This is a genomic window from Streptomyces sp. NPDC050211 (assembly GCF_040656035.1).
Taxonomy (GTDB): Bacteria; Actinomycetota; Actinomycetes; order Streptomycetales; family Streptomycetaceae; genus Streptomyces.
Genome location: NZ_JBFALC010000044.1, coordinates 1 through 16,486, shown reverse-complemented (window position 1 = coordinate 16,486; position 16,486 = coordinate 1). Strand labels below are relative to the sequence as shown.

14 protein-coding genes and 1 pseudogene are annotated in these 16,486 nt (G+C 71.0%); 7 read left to right on the top strand and 8 right to left on the bottom strand.

What is annotated here, in order from left to right; translation table 11 throughout:
* The first annotated feature begins 332 nt into the window (after positions 1-332).
* From AB0I98_RS33470 to AB0I98_RS33445, 6 genes are all read left to right on the top strand, one after another.
* Positions 333-1,238, top strand: coding sequence for an SCO1860 family LAETG-anchored protein (locus tag AB0I98_RS33470; protein WP_362948482.1), 906 nt, complete (start codon positions 333-335; stop codon positions 1,236-1,238).
* Positions 1,239-1,453: 215 nt separating this feature from the next.
* Positions 1,454-2,308, top strand: coding sequence for an ABC transporter permease subunit (locus AB0I98_RS33465; RefSeq protein ID WP_362948574.1), 855 nt, complete (start codon positions 1,454-1,456; stop codon positions 2,306-2,308).
* Complete coding sequence (locus AB0I98_RS33460) at positions 2,305-3,192, top strand: carbohydrate ABC transporter permease (protein ID WP_362948481.1); 888 nt, start codon at positions 2,305-2,307, stop codon at positions 3,190-3,192. The genes AB0I98_RS33465 and AB0I98_RS33460 overlap by 4 nt, the downstream gene beginning before the upstream one ends.
* A 26-nt stretch (positions 3,193-3,218) precedes the next feature.
* A complete protein-coding gene (locus tag AB0I98_RS33455) occupies positions 3,219-4,856 on the top strand; it encodes a sugar ABC transporter substrate-binding protein (protein ID WP_362948479.1) in 1,638 nt (545 codons plus the stop codon).
* Between the two features lie 81 nt (positions 4,857-4,937).
* Positions 4,938-5,978 carry a LacI family DNA-binding transcriptional regulator gene (locus tag AB0I98_RS33450; protein ID WP_362948572.1) on the top strand — a complete coding sequence of 347 codons (1,041 nt, stop codon included), beginning with the start codon at positions 4,938-4,940 and terminating at the stop codon, positions 5,976-5,978.
* An 89-nt stretch (positions 5,979-6,067) separates the two neighbouring features.
* Complete coding sequence (locus AB0I98_RS33445; RefSeq protein WP_362948477.1) at positions 6,068-7,933, top strand: DUF2264 domain-containing protein; 1,866 nt, start codon at positions 6,068-6,070, stop codon at positions 7,931-7,933.
* On the opposite strand, the gene cobC is transcribed toward AB0I98_RS33445, so the two are convergent.
* Genes cobC through cobM form a run of 6 tightly spaced genes read right to left on the bottom strand, consistent with a single transcriptional unit; the run spans position 7,887 to position 14,195 of the window.
* Positions 7,887-8,939, bottom strand: a complete 1,053-nt coding sequence (gene cobC, locus AB0I98_RS33440; protein ID WP_362948476.1) for an Rv2231c family pyridoxal phosphate-dependent protein CobC — start codon at positions 8,937-8,939, stop codon at positions 7,887-7,889. The two genes, AB0I98_RS33445 and cobC, sit on opposite strands and share 47 nt — an antisense overlap.
* Positions 8,929-9,849 carry a sirohydrochlorin chelatase gene (locus AB0I98_RS33435; RefSeq protein ID WP_328367041.1) on the bottom strand — a complete coding sequence of 307 codons (921 nt, stop codon included), beginning with the start codon at positions 9,847-9,849 and terminating at the stop codon, positions 8,929-8,931. Before AB0I98_RS33435 ends, cobC begins: the two co-directional genes overlap by 11 nt.
* Positions 9,846-10,436, bottom strand: coding sequence for a precorrin-8X methylmutase (locus tag AB0I98_RS33430; protein ID WP_362948570.1), 591 nt, complete (start codon positions 10,434-10,436; stop codon positions 9,846-9,848). The genes AB0I98_RS33435 and AB0I98_RS33430 overlap by 4 nt, the downstream gene beginning before the upstream one ends.
* A gap of 5 nt (positions 10,437-10,441) precedes the next feature.
* Entirely contained in the window at positions 10,442-12,121 is a 1,680-nt protein-coding gene (gene cobJ, locus AB0I98_RS33425; protein WP_362948474.1) for a precorrin-3B C(17)-methyltransferase, read from the bottom strand.
* A complete protein-coding gene (gene cbiE, locus AB0I98_RS33420) occupies positions 12,118-13,380 on the bottom strand; it encodes a precorrin-6y C5,15-methyltransferase (decarboxylating) subunit CbiE (RefSeq protein ID WP_362948473.1) in 1,263 nt (420 codons plus the stop codon). The genes cobJ and cbiE overlap by 4 nt, the downstream gene beginning before the upstream one ends.
* On the bottom strand, positions 13,377-14,195 hold the full coding sequence (gene cobM, locus AB0I98_RS33415; RefSeq protein WP_362948472.1) for a precorrin-4 C(11)-methyltransferase: 819 nt from the start codon (positions 14,193-14,195) through the stop codon (positions 13,377-13,379). The genes cbiE and cobM overlap by 4 nt, the downstream gene beginning before the upstream one ends.
* Positions 14,196-14,346: 151 nt before the next feature.
* Between cobM and AB0I98_RS33410 the strand changes: the two genes are divergently transcribed.
* Positions 14,347-15,063: a ZIP family metal transporter gene (locus AB0I98_RS33410; RefSeq protein WP_362948470.1), complete on the top strand. Its 717-nt coding sequence runs from the start codon at positions 14,347-14,349 to the stop codon at positions 15,061-15,063.
* A gap of 20 nt (positions 15,064-15,083) precedes the next feature.
* On the opposite strand, the gene cobI is transcribed toward AB0I98_RS33410, so the two are convergent.
* Both cobI and AB0I98_RS33400 read right to left on the bottom strand, forming a co-directional pair.
* Positions 15,084-15,830, bottom strand: coding sequence for a precorrin-2 C(20)-methyltransferase (gene cobI, locus AB0I98_RS33405; protein ID WP_362948468.1), 747 nt, complete (start codon positions 15,828-15,830; stop codon positions 15,084-15,086).
* Positions 15,815-16,486, bottom strand: a pseudogene (locus tag AB0I98_RS33400) (cobyrinic acid a,c-diamide synthase); the annotation flags it as partial. The pseudogene AB0I98_RS33400 and the gene cobI, both read right to left, overlap by 16 nt.

The following is a 16,486-nucleotide window of genomic DNA, read 5'->3' as shown; positions in this document are numbered from 1 at the left end:
ACAGGAATCGCCGGGCACCGACGTCTTACCAAGCCCCACCCAAGAGATGTCAATGGCATGCCAAAGAGAAGGGTGAGTTCCGGACTTGACGGAGCGTGACGGTCCGGTGCGTTGACTCGTTGTGCACTTTCGCTCGCGCTCCCGAGGTCGAGCGGGCCCCGCGGCCAAACGACGGTGATCGGGTGAAGTCGTGAAACAGCCGTGCCGACTGATTCGAAAGCGTTCACGGAAGACGCACGATGGGGTGAAGTGGCACCGGAATGCCGTCGGTTCACTCTCCGTGCGTAATCCTTGGCGGGTCCCAAGCCTGTCTCTTCTGGGGGTCCCCCACCTTGAACGGCACCAACTTCCGTATGCCCGCACGGCGTTTCGCCACCGTCGCGACGGCCACCGCCCTGGCCGCCGGTCCCGCGGCCCTGGCCGGCGCGGGGCCCGCCCACGCGACCGACGACGGCCGTGCGAACGCCGTCGTCCTGCGCACCGGGCTCGATGTGTCCCTGCTCAACAAGACCGTGAACGTCCCCCTCACGGTCTCCCTCAACGAGGTGCAGGCGCCGCAGAGCGCCGAAAAGACCGCGCTCACCGCCCGGTTGGAGGGCGTCGAGGGCGGACAGCCGATCCAGGTGCTGAGCGCCGACGCGGCGGCGTCGAAGGCGACCGTCGCCGACGGCACGGCGCAGGCCACCACCAACCTCGCCCACGCCAAGGTCCACGTCCCCGGCCTGCCGCTGCTGTCGCTCATCGAGCTCGAGGGCGTGACGTCGAAGGCCACCTGCACGGCCGGCGAGAAGCCGAGCGCCTCCTCCAACCTGCTGGGCGCCGTCACCGTACTGGGCAAGAAGGTCACGGTGTCCACCGGCGGCACGACGGACGTGAAGGTGCCCGGCGTCGGCGAGGTCCGGCTGGATCTGTCGAAGACGGAGACCACGTCCCGTACGGCGGCCGCCACCGCCCTCCAACTCACCGTCTCCGTCAACCCGTTGAAGCTCAACGTGGCCGAGGTGACCGGCACCCTGACGCTCGCCGAGGCGACCTGCGAGTCCCCCTCCGCGCCCGCCGCGTCGGAGGCGCCGAGCCAGGAACCGGCCTCGGAGGTGAAGCCGCAGGGCGCTCCGGCCGAGGAGGGGCTGGCCGAGACGGGCGGCAACTCGGCAACCCCGTACATCGCGGGCGGAGCGATCGCTCTGGTCGTGGCGGGCGGCGGAGCGGTGGCGCTGTCACGTCGTCGCCGGAGTTGACTGGCAAGCGTTTTCATCGTTGGCCCATGCTCTGCGCGCAGCGCTGACATGGGCCAACTCCATTTCTGTGTCAGAACTGTTGACCACAGAATGAAAGCGTTTTACGTTCCTCCTCGCTCCGACGTCCACCAGTACGTCCAGAAGCGAGGGGAACCTTGGCAGCCGCATCGCGAAAACGCTTTCAGGGCAGGGTCACGTTCGTCCCCGTCCTGCTCATGCTGCCGGGCCTCGCCTACTTCCTCCTCTTCCACTACGGCGCGCTCGTCGGTAACGTCATCGCCTTCAAGGAGTACGTCCCCTTCGACGGCCTCTGGGGCAGCCCCTGGGTCGGCGTGGGCAACTTCCAGCGCATGTTCGAGGACAGCGCCTTCTGGGACTCCGTCCTCAACACCGTCTGGATCGCCGTCCTCCAGCTGGTGTTCTACTTCCCGGTGCCGCTCGGCCTGGCCCTGCTGCTGCACACCCTGACCTGGAGCTCGGTCCGCCGCTTCGTGCAGTCGGTGGCGTATCTCCCGCACTTCATCTCGTGGGTGATCGTCGTGGCCCTCTTCCAGCAGCTGCTCGGCGACACCGGTCTGCTCAACTCCGGTCTGAACGGCATGGGTTTGCACACCGTCGACATCATCGGCAACCCCGACGCCTTCAAGCCGCTCACCGTCGCCCAGGTCATCTGGAAGGACGCCGGCTGGGGCACGATCATCTTCCTCGCCGCGCTCGCCCAGGTCGACGAGCAGCAGTACGAGGCCGCCGCGATCGACGGCGCCGGACCCTGGCGGCGCTTCTGGCACGTCACCCTGCCCGCGATCCGCCCGGTGATCGTGCTGCTGCTCATCATGCGGCTCGGCGACATCCTCTCCGTCGGCTTCGAGCAGATGCTGCTGCAGCGCGACGCCGTCGGCCCCGAGGCCGCCGAGATCATCGACACCTTCGTCTACTACCAGGGCATCGTCGGCGGCGACTACGGATTCGCCGCCGCCGCGGGCCTGTTCAAGGGCGTCATCGGCGCGCTGCTCGTCTACGCCGCCAACAAGGTCGCCCACCGCCTCGGCGAACAGGGGGTCTACAAATGAGCAGCCATGTCCGTCCCGGTTGGATGGAGAAGCCGAAGCCGCTCACCCAGGCCGCGAAAGTGGTGGCCCTCGCCACGGTCGTTCTGCTGGTGTGCGTGCCGTTCCTCGTCATCGTCTCGACCTCACTGGCCTCCACCGACGAGGTCGTCGACAACGGCGGCTGGGTGCTCTGGCCCACCGAGCCCTCCCTGGACGCCTACCGTGACATCCTCGACGGCGGCATCGTCACCCACGCTCTCGGCGTCAGCGCCGGCGTCACGCTCGTCGGCACGCTGCTGAGCCTCGCCTGCACCGTCACCCTCGCTTACGCCCTGTCCCGCCCCGGCGTCTTCGGCGGGAAACCGGTGCTGCTGCTCATCCTGTTCACGTTCCTCTTCCCGCCCGGCATGATCCCGAGCTTCCTGCTGGTCAAGGAGCTGGGCCTGCTGGACAGTTACGCCTCGCTGGTCCTGCCCGTCCTGGTGAACGTCTTCAACCTCGTCGTCCTGCGCGGCTTCTTCCAGGGCATCCCCGAGGAGCTGTACGAGGCGGCCCGGCTGGATGGCGCGGGGGACTGGCGGGTGCTGTTCTCGGTCGTACTGCCGCTGTCCAAGGCCGCGCTCGCCGTGGTCGGCCTGTTCTACGCGGTGGCGTACTGGAACTCCTGGTTCTACGCCTCTCTGTACCTGGAGAGCGATCACTGGCCCCTGCAACAGGTGCTGCGCACTTATGTGGTGGCCGGGTCCGGACTCACCGACGCGACCACGGGCGAGGGCACGATCACCGCCCCGCAGACCGTGCAGATGGCCGTGCTCGTCATCGCCACCGTGCCGATCCTGCTCGTCTATCCCTTACTGCAGAAGTACTTCACCAAGGGCGTGCTCACCGGCGCCATCAAGAGCTGACACAAGCCGACACGAGGTGATTCACCATGCCACGCATGTCCCGACGTACCCTGCTCGGTTCCATGGCGGCCGTCTCGATCCCGGGACTGCTGACCGCCTGCTCCACCGGCTCCGGCGACAGCGATGTCTCCAACGCGGGCAAGAAGCTCGCGCCCTGGCCGACGTACAAGCCGGCGACCGGCCCCAAGCCCGACCTCGCCCCCACCGCGGACGGTGTCCAGGCTGGATACACCTCCTACCCCGCCGACCTGGTCAAGTCGGTCTCCCGCGCCCCGGGCGACGGCTCCACCGTCAAGGTCATGTCGGTGTCGTTCGGCACCCCGCCCAAGCCCGCCTCCGCCAACCGGTTCTGGGCGGCGGTGGAGAACGAACTCGGCGTCAAGATCGAGTACACGATCATCTCCCAGGCCGACTACCAGAAGAAGATGGCGACGGTGATGGCGGGTGACACCGACACCCTCCCGGACATCATCAACGTCTTCGCCGGCTTCGTGCTGCCCCGGGAGCCGGAGTTCGTGCAGCGCCGCGCCGAGGACCTCACACCGTTCCTCTCCGGCGACGCGATCGCCGACTACCCCAACCTCGCCAACATCCCCACCCACGCCTGGCAGGACATGGGCCGCATCGGCGGACGTATCTACGGCATCCCGCTGGAGCGCCCGCTGCCGGGCTCCACCCTCTGGATCAACCAGGACATGTTCGCCGACGCGGGCATGGCGGAGGGCTGGACCTCCGACGACTTCGCCGCGGTGGCCGGGCGGGCGACGAGCGGCCGGACGTACGCGCTCGGCGCCGCCACCGGCTCCCTGTTCGGCAACGCGGTGCACTCCGCCGCCCACAACGCCCCCCAGGAGTGGGCCGTCACCAAGGACGGCACCTTCCAGCCGGGCTGGGCCGACGAACGCTACAAGGCGGCGATCGCCTTCCAGGCCGAGCTGCGCAAGAACGGCTCGTACCACCCCGACGCCACGTCCATCTCCCAGATCGACCTGACGACGCTCTACTACAACGGCACCGTCGGCTCGATGCAGGACGGCTTCGGCGCCTATCTGCCCAAGTACCGGGAATCCCAGGGCAAGATGACCCCGGCCGCAGCCCTCCCGTACAGCGTCGGCGGTGAGCCCGGCGGGATCGTCGCGGCCCGCCGCTCCTTCGGCTACACCGTGCTGAAGAAGGCGAAGAAGGAACGCATCGAGCTGCTCCTGCGCATCCTCGACTACCTTGCCGCCCCCTTCGGCAGCAAGGAGTGGGAACTCGTCCACTACGGCATCGAGGGCACCCACTTCACCCGCGGCAAGGACGGATCACCGACGCCCACCAAGCTCGGCGAGGTCGAGAACAACACCAACCTGCCGCTGAAGTACCTCGCCGAAGGCCCCCAGGTGCTGTTCGTGCCGGGTATGCCCGAGGCCGTACGTGCGCTGCACACCTGGCAGCAGAAAGTCGTGCCGCATGCCATCCGCAACGCCTCCTTCGGGCTGCAGTCCCGTACGAAGAACGCCCAGGGCACGACCCTCAAGGCGCTCATCGACGACACCGTCACCGGCATCGTCGCGGGCCGCGTCCCGCTGTCCGAGTGGGACGCGACGCTGAAGAAGTGGCGTGACCGGGGCGGCGACAGAATGGCCGAGGAGTTCACGAAGGACTACGCGGCCAACACGTGAGCCGTATCGGCCGGTTGGCACGAGTCTGCGCCGGGTCTTCACCGGCCGGTGAGAGAAGGAGCGCGGGGGATGGGAAACGACATGGTGTCCAAGGGGCGGGTCACGATCCGCGAGGTCGCCGAGCGGGCGGGCGTGTCGATGGCCACGGCGTCGCGTGCGCTCAGCGGCAACCATCCTGTGCCCGCCGCGACCCGGGCCCGCGTTCTGCGTGCCGCACGTGAGCTCGACTACGTCGCCAACGCGCATGCGCGGGCGCTTGTGGGGGGTGGCCGCAAGATGGCCGCTGTCGTCGTCCGCCAGGTCACCAGCCCTTTCTACGCGCAGGTCGCCGAGGGCGTGGAAGCCGAGGCCGCCGACCGGGGGTGGCTGTGCGTCGTCGGCGCGACGGGCGGGGATCCGCAGCGGGAGATGGAGTTCGTGCAGCTGATGCGGGAGGAGGGGGCGCGGCTGGTGATCCTGGTCGGCGGGGTGGTCGAGGACGATGCGTATCGCTCGCGCGTGGCGCATTATGCGCAGGCCCTCGATGCGTCGGGTGCGCGGCTTGTGCTCTGCGGGCGGCCGGCGCCGGATCCGGACATTCCGGCGCTGGTCGTCGAGTTCGACAATGAGGCCGGGGCTCGGGCGATCACCGGGTATCTGTTGTCGGCCGGGCATCGCCGGATCGTGTTTCTCGGTGGGCTGCCCGGCAATACCGCGTTGGACGCCCGGGTCGCCGGGTATCGGGCTGCGCTCGCCGAGCACGGGCTGCCTGCGGATGCGGCGCGGGTCATCGACTGCGGGCTCGGGAGGGCTGCGGGGGTGCGGGCGATGACGGAGCTTCTCAAGGAGACGCGGGAGTTCACGGCGGTTTTCGCCGGAGACGACATGGTTGCGGCGGGGGCGCTTCGCGCTATTGCCGACGCTGGGCTGGTCGTTCCGGATGACATCTCCGTCGTGGGGTACAACGACATTCCGCTTGCTGAGGATTTCAATCCGCCGCTCACGACTGTGCGGACTCCTGCGGAGGAGCTGGGGCGGGCTGCAGTGCGGGTCGCTCTGCGGGATCCCGAGCATGCGGCGGGGAGTCATCATCTGCTCGGTACGCACATTGTTGTGCGTCGTAGTGTCTGTCCGCCGTCTTGAGGCTGCGGGTTCGTTGTGGCTGGTCGCGCAGTTCCCCGCGCCCCTATCGGGGCGCTTCACCCCCCGACAGATGGAGGATGCACCCTCGCATGACCGCCCCTCACTTGTCGCTTCCCGCATTCTCGCCCATCACCGGCTGGACTCGCGCCCACTGGGAAGCGGTTGCCGATCGGTTGCTTGATGGGATGTTGCCGTATGCCTCGCCCGGATTTGCCCAGTACCGGTTGCCCGGGGTGCCCAGTCACTCCGGGGCCTGGTCGGACGGTCTCGAGGGGTACGCCCGCTCCTTTCTGCTCGCAGCCTTCCGTATCGCGGGAGCACAGGGGCGTGTCGATCCGGGGCTCATCGAGCGGTACGCCGCCGGGCTCGACGCCGGGTGCGATCCGCGCAGTCCGGAACACTGGCCGCCCATCACGGACCGTGCTCAGCCGATGGTCGAGGCAGCGTCGATCGCCGTCGCCCTGCATGAGTCCCGTCCCTGGCTGTGGGACCACCTGGACGACTCCGTGCGTGGCCGAGTGGCCGAGTGGCTCGGCCAGTTCGTCGGTGCGGACGTCAACGACTCCAACTGGCGGCTTTTCCAGGTCATCACCGAGGAGTTCCTCGCCTCCGTCGGCGCCCCGCACAGCCGTGCCGAGATCGATGCCGGGCTCGACCGGCTGGACGACTGGTATCGGGGCGGCGGCTGGTACACCGACGGCGACGGGCGGAAGTTCGACTACTACAACGCGTGGGCGCTGCACCTGTATCCGGTGCTGTGGGAACGGATCGCCGGGCCGCGTGCCGACGAGGATCGGGTGGCCCGGCACCGTGCCCGGCTGCGTGAATTCCTCACCGCCCACCAGCACTTCTTCGGCTCCGACGGGGCGCCTGTCCATCAGGGCCGCTCGCTCATCTACCGGTTCGCGACGGCGGCTCCGCTGTGGGCGGGTGTCCTCGCCGATGCCAACCCGCTGCCGCCCGGCCGCATCCGGCGTCTCGCCTCGGGTGCGTTGAAGCACTTCGCCGAGCACGGTGTGCCCGATGAACGCGGGCTGCTCACCCTCGGCTGGTACCGGCCCTTTCCGGGGGTGACTCAGCGCTACTCGGGGCCTGCCTCCCCGTACTGGGCGAGCAAGGCCTTCCTCGGTCTGCTGCTGCCCGAGACCCACCCCGTGTGGACGGCGGCCGAGGAGCCCGGCCCGGTGGAGACGGCCGACACCTGCCTCGCCCTGCCCGCGCCCGGCTGGCTGCTGCACTCCACGGCGGCCGACGGGATCGTACGACTCGTCAATCACGGCAGCGACCGGCTCCCGCCCCCGCCCGCCACCGCCGACGACAGCCCGCACTACGCCAGGCTCGCCTACTCCAGCGCCACGGCTCCCGAGATACCGGGGCCCGACAACCACATCGCCCTGATCGCAGCGGACGGTACGCCCTCACCTCGCGGCCGTATCCATCCCCTGGGTGTCGAGGGCAGCCGTGCCGCCTCACGTCAGGCCCACGGGATCGAGACGGTCAGTGTCGTGCACGGCCCGTGGGAGGTGAGGGTGCACCGTCTCGACGTACCCCCCGGCTCGACCGTACGGGAGGGTGGCTGGGCGGTCGCCGACGACGCCGCGCCGCCCGCCGTCCGCACCGGACCGGGCTGGGCGCTTGCCCGCCGAGCTGACGGACTGACCAGTGCGCTCGTCGGGCTGTACGGCTGGGGCGAGGCCGAGGGAGCGGTCGCGCAGGCCGTCGGGACCAACGCCTACGGACAGCAATCGGCCACCCCGTACCTCGAACTAGCCCGCACCGCCCCGCTGTTGGTCACCCTGGTGATGCTCAGCGGCGATCCGCTCGCATCGCACACGGGCGCGAGCGCGACGGTGGCCGACGACGGAACCGTGGAGATCCGCTTCCCGGACGGCATCCGGGAGCGGGTGCTCAGGGACCGCCGAGTGCCTGACGTAGGGCGTGGAGGAAGGAGTTGACCGTCGCCCGGTCCCGTACCGCCAGCCGCAGCCACTCCTCGTCCAGCCCCGGGAAGGTGTCTCCGCGCCGCACCGCGAACCCCAGCTCGCGCAGCCGTCGCCGTACGTCGGCCGCGTGCGGCAGTCGTGCGAGGACGAAGGGGCCCTCGGCGGGCGCCACGACCCGCAGCCCGTCGAACTCCCTCAGCCCGGCGACCAGATGGGCCCGGTCGGCGGCGATGCGGTGAGCCGCGTGCGCCGCCTCCGCGAGCGCCTGCGGCTCCACGCAGGCCTGTGCCGCGGCCAGCGCGGGCGTGGACACCGGCCAGAGCGGCTGGGCCCGTTCCAGGTCGGCGATGGTCTCCGGGGCGGCGAGCACGTAGCCGATGCGCAGGCCCGCCAGACCCCAGGTCTTGGTCAGACTGCGCAGGACGACCAGGCCCGGCACGTCCGTCCGCCCGGCCAGCGCCTCCCGCTCACCCGGCACGGCATCCATGAACGCCTCGTCGACCACCAACGTCCGTCCGGGACGGGCCAGTTCGGCGATCGTGTCGGCCGGATGCAGCACCGAGGTGGGGTTGGTCGGGTTACCGATCACGACCAGATCGGCCTCCTCCGGTACGGCGGCCGGGTCCAGCCGGAAGTCGTCCTCCGGCCGGAGCAGCACCCGGTCGACGGTGTGGCCCGCGTCCCGCAGCGCGGCCTCCGGCTCCGTGAACTGCGGGTGCACGACGACCGGTTGACGCACCTTCAGCGCCCGCGCCAGCAGCACGAAGGCTTCGGCGGCCCCCGCGGTCAGCAGCACCCGTTCCGGCGCGACCTCGTGCCGTGCCGCCACCGCCGCCCGCGCGGCACGCCCGTCCGGGTAGGCCGCGAGGGAGGTCAGTGACTCAGCGATCCGGGCGCGCAGCCACGCCGGGGGAGTGTCGGCGCGGACGTTGACGGCCAGGTCGACGAGGGCCGAGCCGTCGTCGCGTACCTCGGCGTCACCGTGGTGCCGCAGGTCGTGCCCGCCGTCAGTGGGCATGGGCGTGTCCGCCGTGATGGTGGTGTCCGTGATGGTGGTGGCCGTCGTCGTCCGGGTGGAAGTGCGGCTGCTGCGGCAGGCCCACCTTGTCCTCGAAGCCGGGCAGTGCGATGCGGTAGACGCAGGAGTCGCAGTTCATGCGCAGATCGCCCTTGACGGCCTCCTCGTACCGCTCCATCACCAGATCGAGCAGCTCCGGCTCCGGGCCGATGACCTCGGCCGACCGCACCTCGATCTCGGGGTGCGCGGCGGCCCAACCCTCGGTCTGCTGCTTGACCCGGTCCGGCAGGATGCCGGTGAACAGGAAGTAGGGCAGGACGACGATCCGGCGCGCGCCCAGCTTCACGCACCGCTCGAGCCCGCTCGGCACGTCGGGCGCGGCCAGCGACACGAACGCCGTCTCCACGCCCGCGTATCCGCGCCCCTCCCACAGCAGCCGGGCCGCCTTGTGTACCTCGGCGTTGGCGTCGGGATCCGTGGACCCCCGCCCGACCAGCAGCACGGTGACGTCCGCCCGGTCCTGGGGGCGGCGCCCGCCCAGGGCCTCGTCCAGCCGCCGCTCCAGCACGTTCAGCAGCGCCGGGTGCGGGCCCAGGGGACGGCCGTAGGTGTACGAGATCCCGGGGTGCCGCTCCTTCTCGCGGGCCAGCGCCGCCGGGATGTCCCCCTTGGCGTGCCCGGCGGACACCAGCATCAGCGGAACGGCGGCGAACCGTTGCACCCCCCGCTCCACCAGCTCGGTCACCGCGTCGCCCAGCGGCGGCGGGGACAGCTCGATGAAGCCGCCCGCGACCGGCAGTTCGGGGTGGCGGAGCCCCAACTCCCGTACGAAGTCGCGGAACGCCTCGGCTCCGGCGTCGTCCCGGGTGCCGTGGCCGGCGATGAGCAGGGCGGGCGGCGCGGTGGTCACTGTTTCTCCTCGGATGGCGAAGTGGGGTGGTACAGCAGGGCGTTGAGCGCGGCGGCGGCGACCGCCGAACCGCCCTTCTCGGACACGTTGCTGACAGCGGGCAGCCCGCTCTCGCGCAACGCGGCCTTGGACTCGGTCGCGCCGACGAAGCCGACGGGCAGACCGATGACGAGCGCGGGGGAGGCGTCCAGCGTCAGCAGCTCCTCCAGCGCGGTGGGCGCGTTGCCGATGACCCAGAGGGCGCCCGGACCGACCTGCTCGTAGGCGAGCCGGATCGCATGGGCCGAACGGGTCAGCCCCGGCCCGGCCTCGGCGTCCCTGAGCCGGCAGACGGTCTCGCGCCGGGTGATCCCGGCCGCGACCATCTCGACGTCCACGACGACCGGCGCCCCGGCGTGCAGCGCGGTATGGGCGCCGGCCAGGTCGGACTCGTCCATGACGAGATCGGCCGCGTAGTCGAGGTCGGCCGCGGAGTGGATGACCCGCTCCACGACCGCCCGGGTCAGCGGCGGGAAGTGCGAGGTGTCCAGGCGGGCGCGCAGCCGCCGGAAGGACTCCTGCTCGATGGGATGGACCACACGGTTCACTCGGCTCACTCGCCGCCCTCCTGCGCTTCCTGCCAGCGGTAGCCGCGCGGCGTCACCATGCGTCCCGCGATCTCGCGGGTCGCGGTGTTGCCCACGGTCACGACGGTCATCATGTCGACCGTCGCCGGATCCAGGGCGGCCAGGGTCGTCAGCCGGCCGGACTCGTCCGGCCGTGAGGCGTTGCGTACGACTCCGACCGGCGTCGTCCCCGCCCGGTGCTCGGCGAGGATCGCGAGCGCCTTCGGCAGCTGCCAGTCGCGGCCCCGGCTGCGGGGGTTGTAGAACGTCACGACGATGTCCGCCTCGGCCGCCGCCCGCACCCGCCGCTCGATGACCTCCCAGGGCGTGTGCAGGTCGGACAGGCTGATCGACACATGGTCGTGGCCGAGCGGTGCCCCGAGGATCGCGGCGGCGGCGAGCGCCGCGGTCACGCCGGGTACGCCGACGACGTCGATGTCGTCGGAGGCCTCCGCGAGCGCGGGGGAGGCCATCGCGTACACGCCCGCGTCCCCGCTGCCGATCAGCGCGACGGCCTGTCCGCGCCGGGCTTCGGCGACCGCGGTCCGCGCCCGCTCCTCCTCCGCGCCGAGCCCCGACTCCAGCACCCGGGTGCCGGGCCGCAGCAGATCGCGGATCTGGTCGACGTACTGGTCCAGGCCGACGAGCACGGCAGCGCGCTGGAGTTCGGCCTTCGCACGCGGGGTGAGCAGATCCCGGGCGCCGGGTCCGAGCCCGACCACCGCGAGACGCCCGCGCGCGGGACGTCGTACGACCGCACACGTGACCATCGCCGACTTCCGCTTCGGCACCAGCAGTTCACCGCCGCCGATGAGCGCCGAAGCCTCCGCCACGGACGGCGTGCCGACGGCGGCGAGCGGGGCGTCGGAGGGGTTGGGCACCTCGACGGTGGCCAGCTCCTCGGCCGAGTACGTCATCAGCGGCACCCCGAGCCGCTCGGCCGCCGCGACGATGCCGGGCTCCTCGGCCTTGGCATCGACGGTGGCGAGTTCGGCGATGCTACGACCGGACAGCCCCGCCCCCCGCAACGCGCCCTCGACGAGCCCGAGCACCTCGTCGACGGGGGCGTTCCTGGAGGCGCCGACGCCGACGACGAGGGACGGCGGGCGCAGCACGACCTCGTGCTCGGCGGGCTCGACCGTGCGATCGGTGACGCGGATCGTGTACGCACCCCGCTCTGCCACGGGGAGCGGAGGCAGCGGCCATGGCATCTCGGTGACGAGGGCGACGGGTTCGCCGTCCAGCAAGGCCCGGGAGACCGCGGGTACGGCCCCCTCCACCGGGAGCCCGAGCGTGTCGAGGCCCGGCAGCCCGACGGCATCGGTGGCCGTGGTCACCACGGGCCGAGCGCCGAGCAACTCACCCACCTCCAGGGCGAGTTCATTCGCCCCGCCCCCATGCCCGCCGACCAGCGACACGGCGAACCGCCCGCCCTCGTCGACGCACACCACACCGGGATCGGCCCGCTTGTCCGACAGCAGCGGAGCGACCAGCCGCACCACCGCCCCCGTGGCCAGAAAACACACCAGGTGCTCGCACTCCGCGAACGCGGCCCGTACGGCGTCCCCGACCGGGCCGTCGTACACCCGAGTCCGCTCCGGCCAGGCCGCGGCCAGCCGGTCCCGCGCAGCCGCGCCCGCCGCGGTGGCGGAAATGAGGCCGATCACTGGGCAACTCCCTTGATGTCGTTGGGTACTTGAGGCGCTTGAGGTACTTGAGGCCTGACGCCCCACAGCAGAAAAACGGGATTGGTCGCCGCGAGCCGGGTCACATCCCCCGGGAGCGGCGCCAGCCGGGACGACTGCAGCAGAACGCCGTCGCAGGAGAACCCGGCCGCGGTGAGCGCCTCGCGGACCGCCGGGACCCGGTCCAGCGCGGCCATCGCGACGACCACCGTCCGCCGCGCCCGCCGGGCACACGCGGTGACGATGTCCGGCAGGTCGCCCCCGCCCCCGCCGACGAACACGGCGTCAGGATCGTCGAGTTCGGACAGCACGCCCGGCGCGCTCCCGTGGAGAACCTGTAGGTCCACCCCATGTGCGGCGGCGTTCGCGCGGATCCGCTCGACGCCGTCGCCGGTCTTCTCGACGGCGACGACGGCGGCGCCGAGCCGCGCACACTCGACGGCAACGGAACCGGAGCCCGCGCCGACGTCCCAGACCAGATCGCCGAGGCGCGGCCCGAGCCGGGCCAGAGCCAGCGCGCGTACCTCAAACTTGGTGATCATCGAGTCGCGATGCGCGAACTCGCCCTCGTCCAGTGCCCATCGATCGGGCCCGACGCCGGGACCGGCGACCGTACGCACGACGCCCGCCGGGAACCGCGCCTTGTCCAGGCACAGCACCACACTCACCGCCGTCCCCCAGTCACGCGAGGCGGCCTCAGGTGGCGTCACCCGCTCCACGCGCTCCCGCTCGGGGTCGCCCAGCGCGGACGCGACGACGAGGACGCGGTCACTGTGCAGCAACGCGGCCCCCAGCTCGGCCGGACCGGCGCCGGGCCCGGTCAGCACCGCGACCTTCGGATATGCCCGGCACACATTGACCGCCGTCCGCGGCTCCCGCCCGTGCGCGCTGACCACCACCGCGTCGTCCCACGTCAGCCCGGCCCGCGCAAAGGCGGCGGCCACGGAGGACACGCCCGGTCGGATGTCGAGCAGACCGGCACCGAAGCGCTCGGCCAGCACCCGCACGATCCCGAAGAACCCGGGGTCGCCGGAGGCCAGCACGACGACCGGCGCCTGCTTGGCGACGTACGCCTCGATCCGGTCCAGCGCGGGCGCCAGCGGACCGAGCACGACCTGCTCGGCCCCCGACGGCAGCCGTACGGCGTCGAGATGCCGCCGCCCGCCGACCACCAGCTCCGCGGCGCCGAGGACGTCTTCGGCAGGCGGCACCCCCGTCCCCGTACCGACGACCGTGATCATGTACTCGCCCCTCGCTCACGCAGCGCCTTGCGGGCCTCGGGGTCGGCCTTGCGGTAGCCGTGGAAATGGCCGGGGTGGTACAGGTGCGAGCGGGTGCCCTGCGCGTCGAGGGCGGGGCCGACCAGGAAGAGGGTGTGCTTCCAGAGCTTGTGCTCCTTGACGGTCTCCTCCAGGGTCGCGATCGTGCACCGCACGACCAGTTCCTCGGGCCAGGTCGCCTGGTAGGCGATGACGACCGGCGTCGACGTCGGATAGCCGCCCTCCAGCAACTCCCGTACGAGCTGTCCACTCCGGGCGGCCGACAGGAAGATCGCCATGGTCGTGCCGTGCTTGGCGAATTCACGCACCTCTTCCCCGGGCGGCATCGGCGTCTTGCCGCCGCCCAGCCGGGTCAGCACGACGGACTGCGCGACCTCGGGGATCGTCAGCTCCCGCTGGGCGAGCGCGGCGACGGCGGAGAAGGCGGAGACGCCGGGCACGACCTCGGTGGCGATGCCGAGCGCGGCACACCGGTCGAGCTGCTCCTGCGTACCGCCCCAGAGAGCGGGATCGCCGGAGTGAATACGGGCGACCCGCAGACCATCGGTGCGGGCCCGCTCGTAGACGGCGACCACGTCCTCCAGGGACATCGTCGCCGAGTCGAGGATCTCCGCGTCCTCGCGCGCATGCTGCAGGACCTCCGCCTGAACCAGGCTGGCCGCCCAGATCACGACGTCGGCCTCGGCGATGGCGCGCGCGGCACGGAACGTCAGCAGATCGGCGGCGCCGGGGCCGGCACCGACGAAGGTCACCTTGCCGGCGGTGGCATCGGCCATGGGGAATCGGTCCTCTCGTACAAGCAAAGCGGTCTTACAAGCTGCAAAAAGGTCTTACGAATTCGGCGGTCTTACGAAGTCGGGCGAAAAGTCAGTGCCTACGGGAGTGCCGGACATGCGCGCACGCAGGGTGATCGGATAGCAAGGCCCTATGGCGGTCTTCGTCGCGCTCGGCGCGTTCCTGATGACGCTGGCCGGCGGCTGGACGGCACAGCGTGTGACCGACCGCCGTCATCTGGTCCTGGGCCTGGCCGGCGGCCTGATGCTGGGCGTGGTCGGCCTGGACCTGCTGCCGGAGGCGCTGGATGCGGCGGACGCGGACGTCTTCGGTGTACCGGCGGCCCTGGTGCTCTTCGTGGCGGGATTCCTCCTCGCCCACTTGGTGCAACGGCTGCTGGCGGCACGCGCGGCGCCGGAGGGGCAGGGCCGGACGCCCGAGGTGGGCTTGTCGGCGGGGGCCGCGATGGTCGGGCACAGTGCCATGGACGGCATCGCGATCGGCGCGGCGTTCCAGGTCGGCGGGGACATGGGCGTGGCGGTCGCGCTCGCCGTCATCGCGCACGACTTCGCGGACGGCTTCAACACGTACACGATCACCCGCCTGTACGGGAACGCCCGCCGCCGGGCGCTCGCCATGCTGGTGGCGGACGCGGCGGCCCCCGTCGTAGGCGCGGCCTCGACGCTCCTGTTCACCATCCCGGAGGAACTGCTCGGCTACTACCTCGGCCTGTTCGGCGGCGCCCTGCTCTACCTCGCCGCGTCCGAGATCCTCCCCGAGGCCCACCATCTGCGCCCCGCCCGCTCGACCCTGCTCTGCACGGTCGCCGGAGCGGCGTTCATCTGGCTGGTGGTAGGCATCTCCGGCTGAACTGTCCGCACCGCGGCCGCTCACAGCTTCCCGCCCCGCCCGCCGTCGCGCCGCGCGGGCGCGATCAGCGTCGACAGATAGGGGAGGGGCTCACCGTCGAGCTCGGCGGCAGGCCGCACGGACTCCTCCGCCAGCCCGAGCGCCGACCCCCATACGGCGTCGTCGAGCCGCCCGGTCTCCCTGAGCGCCTCGGCAACCTCCCCGGCCTGCCGCCCGAACTTGTACGCGACGACGGTCCCCGGCCCGGCGAGCGCGTCCTTGAGCACGGCGGCCCCCGCGGTCACCGGCACGAGCGTGAGCGGCTCGGTCCCCTCGGTCAGCACGGCCCCCGACCGCGAGGCGAGATCCTGCATGGCGGTGATCCCGGGCACGGTCTCCACGACGGTTCCGGGCACCAACTCGCCGATGGTCTGCGCGAGATAGGTGAACGTGGAATAGACGTTGGGATCCCCGATGGTGGCGAAGGCAACGACCCCGTACGTCGTGAGGAGCTGGGCCACCCGCTCCCCGGCCGCATCCCAGGCGGCCTCACGCCGCCCCCGATCACTCCGCTCGTTGAGCGCGAAGACGACCCGCACGACTTTCTCAACGGGCACGTAATGGAGAACTGTAGCCTCGGCGCGCCCCCGCTCCCCGGTATCCATCACCGGCACGACGACGACATCGGCGGCACGCAGAGCATTGACGCCCTTGACGGTCACCAGCTCCGGATCGCCGGGACCCACCCCGACTCCGATCAACCTGCTGCTGCTCATGACGTCCGGCACCTCTCCACGAACCGACGGGCCACACCGGGCTCGGACGCCCAGTGCGTGTGCAGATAACTCGCGTGCACACCCTGTTGTACGAAACCTTCGACCCGCCGCCGAGGAGCACGCACACCCCATGCGGGAGCGGCCCCCGCCCCCGGCTCGACGACCGTCCGATGAAACTCATGCCCCCGCATCCGCACGCCCGCGCCCGCGATCACACTGTCACTCACGGCAACAGCATCCCGATACCCCAGCGTGAGCCGCCCGCTCATCCGCGCCGCCGCATCGAGCACCCCACACATAGGCAACCCATCCAACTCCCGGCACAGATACAGCAGCCCAGCACACTCGGCGGCCACAGGAGCCCCGGACTCCGCGAGGGCGGCGACGGCTTTGCGCAGGGGTTCATTGGCGGACAGCTCAGCGGCATACACCTCGGGGAACCCGCCCCCGATGACCAACCCACGTGTCCCGTCGGGCAGTTGCTCATCACGGAGGGGATCGAAGGGGACGACTTCGGCACCAGCGGCGGTCAGTAGCTCCGTGTGCTCGGCGTAGGAGAACGTGAACGCTGAACCACCGGCAACAGCAACAACCGGTCCGTCCGGCGGCTCAAGGATTTTCAGCCCCTCCGGCGTTTGAGGAGCGGGGTCCAGGGGCGGAGCCCCTGG

Excerpts from the sequence above, each read along its gene's own strand:
- AB0I98_RS33445 (WP_362948477.1), top strand. The coding sequence starts at position 6,068 with ATGACCGCCCCTCACTTGTCGCTTCCCGCATTCTCGCCCATCACCGGC.
- AB0I98_RS33410 (WP_362948470.1), top strand. The coding sequence starts at position 14,347 with ATGGCGGTCTTCGTCGCGCTCGGCGCGTTCCTGATGACGCTGGCCGGC.
- AB0I98_RS33460 (WP_362948481.1), top strand. The coding sequence starts at position 2,305 with ATGAGCAGCCATGTCCGTCCCGGTTGGATGGAGAAGCCGAAGCCGCTC.
- cobM (WP_362948472.1), bottom strand. The coding sequence starts at position 14,195 with ATGGCCGATGCCACCGCCGGCAAGGTGACCTTCGTCGGTGCCGGCCCC.
- AB0I98_RS33450 (WP_362948572.1), top strand. The coding sequence starts at position 4,938 with ATGGTGTCCAAGGGGCGGGTCACGATCCGCGAGGTCGCCGAGCGGGCG.
- cobC (WP_362948476.1), bottom strand. The coding sequence starts at position 8,939 with ATGCCCACTGACGGCGGGCACGACCTGCGGCACCACGGTGACGCCGAG.
- AB0I98_RS33465 (WP_362948574.1), top strand. The coding sequence starts at position 1,454 with ATGCTGCCGGGCCTCGCCTACTTCCTCCTCTTCCACTACGGCGCGCTC.
- AB0I98_RS33455 (WP_362948479.1), top strand. The coding sequence starts at position 3,219 with ATGCCACGCATGTCCCGACGTACCCTGCTCGGTTCCATGGCGGCCGTC.
- cbiE (WP_362948473.1), bottom strand. The coding sequence starts at position 13,380 with ATGATCACGGTCGTCGGTACGGGGACGGGGGTGCCGCCTGCCGAAGAC.